Origin of the sequence: Mesorhizobium sp. M2A.F.Ca.ET.039.01.1.1 (genome assembly GCF_003998035.1) — a bacterium.
Taxonomy (GTDB): Bacteria; Pseudomonadota; Alphaproteobacteria; order Rhizobiales; family Rhizobiaceae; genus Mesorhizobium.
Genome location: NZ_RZRY01000628.1, coordinates 1 through 3,682, shown reverse-complemented (window position 1 = coordinate 3,682; position 3,682 = coordinate 1). Strand labels below are relative to the sequence as shown.

General features: G+C 62.8%; 3 protein-coding genes. All 3 read right to left on the bottom strand.

Annotated elements, in window-relative coordinates; translation table 11 throughout:
- A partial coding sequence (locus tag EOA24_RS30710; protein WP_189354366.1) for an LPS-assembly protein LptD occupies positions 1-2,133 on the bottom strand: 2,133 nt, incomplete at its 3' end.
- Entirely contained in the window at positions 2,133-3,215 is a 1,083-nt protein-coding gene (lptG, locus tag EOA24_RS30705; protein WP_126078241.1) for an LPS export ABC transporter permease LptG, read from the bottom strand. The genes lptG and EOA24_RS30710, both read right to left, overlap by 1 nt.
- A gap of 2 nt (positions 3,216-3,217) precedes the next feature.
- A partial coding sequence (locus EOA24_RS30700; protein WP_127410421.1) for an LptF/LptG family permease occupies positions 3,218-3,682 on the bottom strand: 465 nt, incomplete at its 5' end.

Below are 3,682 nucleotides of genomic sequence, written 5' to 3'. Positions count from 1 at the left end.
GCCATAGAGCGGCTGCGCCTCGATGAAGGCATATTTGGCGCTGAGCGATATCGGCAGGCTGGAATAGGCGGCCTTCACTTCGGCGCGCCTGACCTCGAATGTCTGCTCGTCGAAACGCCCGCTCACCGAGCCGGAAAAACCGCTCGGGCTGTTGAAGCCGACGAGTCCGACATAATCCGAGGTCCGTTTGTCCAGGCCGGACTCGGCTCCGGCATTGACGAGATCGGGCGCGGCGAAGGAGTTCTCGCCCGCGAGCTGGTAGGACTGGCCGAAGATGGCATTCGTGGCCCAGCCATTGTCATAGGCGCCTGAATAGCGGAAGCCGACATTCGCGCGTGTGCCGCCTTCGATCCGGTCATAGCCGGAGAATTTATCGCGCTCGAACAGCGTCGTGGCGTCGAAGACGAAGCTCTGCGCGTCTTCGTTCGGAACGGCCAGTCCGCCGACATATTGCTCGTTCGGACGCACAAAGACCTGCGCGGTCGGCTCCAGGACATGGCTGGAGCTGGGCATCGAGAACAGCAGCGGCCACCGCGCCTCGAGGCCGAGGGTCGCCATGTAGCGGGCAAGCGACGAGCGCATGTCGACGTCTTGGCCGAGATTCGTGCCCATCTGGTTGACGGCATCGAGCGAAGCCTGATTGGCGTTGACATAGCCGGCATCGCCGCGGAAGGCGAGCAGCGGAGTCAACTGCAGACCGCCGTCGGTGGTGAAGGTCCGCTTCCACTCGGCTTCCGCGCTCACCCGGCTGGATTCGCCTTCGATGCCGCGCACGTTGTTGATCGAAGCCGGGTCGCTGGCATCAGCCAGCACGGCGTCCAGCCGGTTGCGGCTGATCACACGCGTGTTCACGTTGAACGACAACTGGCCGCCGGCCACCGACGCGTCGGGAATATACGCATAGTCGAGCGACGGCAGCACCCAGGGCTGCTTGGCGGAGCGCGATGTGGGATCGCTGGAGAGCGTGTCTTCCTGCACCTCGAAGCGCATGGCGCGGACGTCGAAGTAGTTGCGGTCGCTCAAGCCCGTCAGATAGATCGACGACTGATGGACGAGGTCGCTGAAGCTGTCGATGTTGTAGGTGCGCGAGAAATTCTTGTCGGTCTGCAGCAGCACATCCCAGCCGAAGTCCCAACGCTCGTTGATCGCGAACTGGCCCGTGGTGCCCATCATGCCGCGGAACTTGTTCGGATCGCCGGGCTCGCCTGAATCGACAGTGGGGCGATTGCCGGTGCCGATAAAGGCGTCGGGATCCTGCTGGTTGATGCCGGCGATCTTCAGCGTGTACTGGCCGTTGTTGAAGCGCTGGCGCCACTCGGCCTCGCCGAGGAAGCCCTGCTTGGTATAGCCGCTGCCGGTGACGGTCAGGTCATAGGTCGGGGACAGTGCGAAATAATAGGGGACTTTGACGCCGACGCCGAGATTGTTGTTGTAGACGATGCCGGGGATCAGGAAGCCGCTCTTGCGCTTCACGGTCGGGTCGGCGATCTCGAAGGCCGGCAGATAGGCAAGCGGGAAGCCGAAGAATTCGAAATTCGAATTTTCGAAGCGGACCGTCTTCTTCTCGCCGTTCCAGATGATCTTGCGTGCCTTGACGCGCCAGGTCGGGGCTTTGTCCGGCTTGTCCTCGCAAGGCTCGCAGGCGGTGTAGACGCCATTGTGGAAGGTGGTCAGCACGCCGCCCATGCGCTCGCCGCTCTCGGCGGCGAAATAGGCCTTGTCGATCGTCTCGACGCGCAACGCGTTGGTGAACCCGTCGGCGAAGTCGTCGGTGATGTCGATATGGTCGGAATTGATCTTGGTGCCGTCGCTGTTGATGAGCTCGACGGCGCCGCTGGCGACGAGGCGCTTGGTGTCGCGGTTGTACACCACGCGCTGGGCGACCAGCTTGTTGCCGCCATAGTCGATCTGCACGCCGCCGACGGCCGTCACCGTATGCTGGTCGTTGTCATAGACAAGCGTATCGGCGGCCAGCAGCATCTGCGTGCCGGACGGGACGGGCTTGGCAGCGATGGTCTGCGCCTGTGCGGGTGCCGTCGGCACCGCACAAGCGAACAGACATGCCAAGGCGGTCGCCCCATAAAGGCGTGCCAAACCGGCCTGCCTATGGCTGCGCAAAACCGCCTCCCTCACTAACCGTCTTCCTTGTATAGCAGAAACGTCACCCCAAAGAACATAGCCACGACGACCGGAACCCATGCAGCCACCACCGTAGGAACGAATCCGGCCACACCGAATGCCTTGACCAGTACCGAAACGACATAAAGCAGAAAGCCGGCCACGACGCCACCCAGAATCATCGTTGCCGACTGCCCCATTCGCGCAAATCGCATTGAAACCGTTGCAGCAATCAGCGTCATGGCGACGAGGAGGAACGGCAACGCCAGCAGCGAATCAAACTGCATGGCGAAGGCATTTGCCTTGAGCCCGAAGGAACGGGCAACTTCGATCTTGCGCGGCAGCTCGTAGAAAGGGATGGTTTCCGGGCGCGCCAGGCGCTCCTGAACGAATTCCGGCTTGAGGTTGGTCGGCAGCTTGTCGGTCGCCAGCGTCCGGATGTTGCCCGCCTTGAAGACCTTGACGTCCTGCAATTCCCAGTAGCCGTCGCGCAGGAAGGCCTTGGCTGCGTCCTTGCGCTCGGCGATGTTGCCCTGCGGGTCGAGGATGAAGAACACCGCGTCCGCCATCTCCAGCCCCTGATTGAGGATGGCGCGGGCGCCGATGATGGTGTCGCCTGATTCGGTCTTCTGCCTGAGCCAAGGCGTGACATTGGTGGTGACGGCATTCGATTTGCCGGCCCTGAGGTCGTTCTCCATCTGCTCGGACCAGGAAAAGCCGTGCGCGGCGATGGGGTTCATCACGGCCACCGACAGCACGCCGAACATCAGCGCGCCGACGCAGCAGGGAAACAGGAACTGCCAGGCCGAAACGCCGGCCGAGCGCGCGATCACCAGCTCGTAGCGGCGGTTGAGCGACACAAGCGTCGCCATTGCCGAGAACAGCCCGACGAACGGCACCGTCTGCAGCATGATCATCGGCATCCTGAGCGCCGAAATGGCGAAGGCCGTGCCATAGGTGAACCCCGGCAGCCCGGTCGTGCGGCCGGAGAGCTCGGTGAAATCGATCAGGAACACCAGCGCCAGCAGGCCCAGGAAGAACCAGAAGGTGATCGAGACGTAGCGGAAGAAGAAATAGCGGCCCAGCGTCCAGCCCATGGTCAGGCTCCCTGGCCGGAGGTGCGCCGCGCAAGCCACAGCTTGAATGCCGTCCAGTTGTCGCTGGCGCGCTTGGCGAGATTGGTCAGCCAGTCCGCCCAACTGACCGGCAATTCCATGGTGCGGGACGAGACGATGAACCAGATCGAAACCGCGGACGCAATCAGCGGTATGCCGTAGAGCAGGTAGATGTAGTACGAGACCCTGTCGGCCTTGCCGGCGGCGAAGAAGCCCAGCCATCGCACGAAAAGCGCAATCGCGATCGCCGTGATCAACGGGTTGATGCGTGCTTCGCGATGCGAGCGCGCATCGCCCGCGACGGCCAGCGCGATCAGCGCGAACACCAGCGAATAGGACCACTCGGCAAAGCGCTGGTTGAGCTCCGCGCGGTAGCTGCCCGGTTCGCGCTGGAACATCTTGTCGTTGGGATCCGGGTTGAGCAGATATGCCGTCGTGCGGTCCTTGGG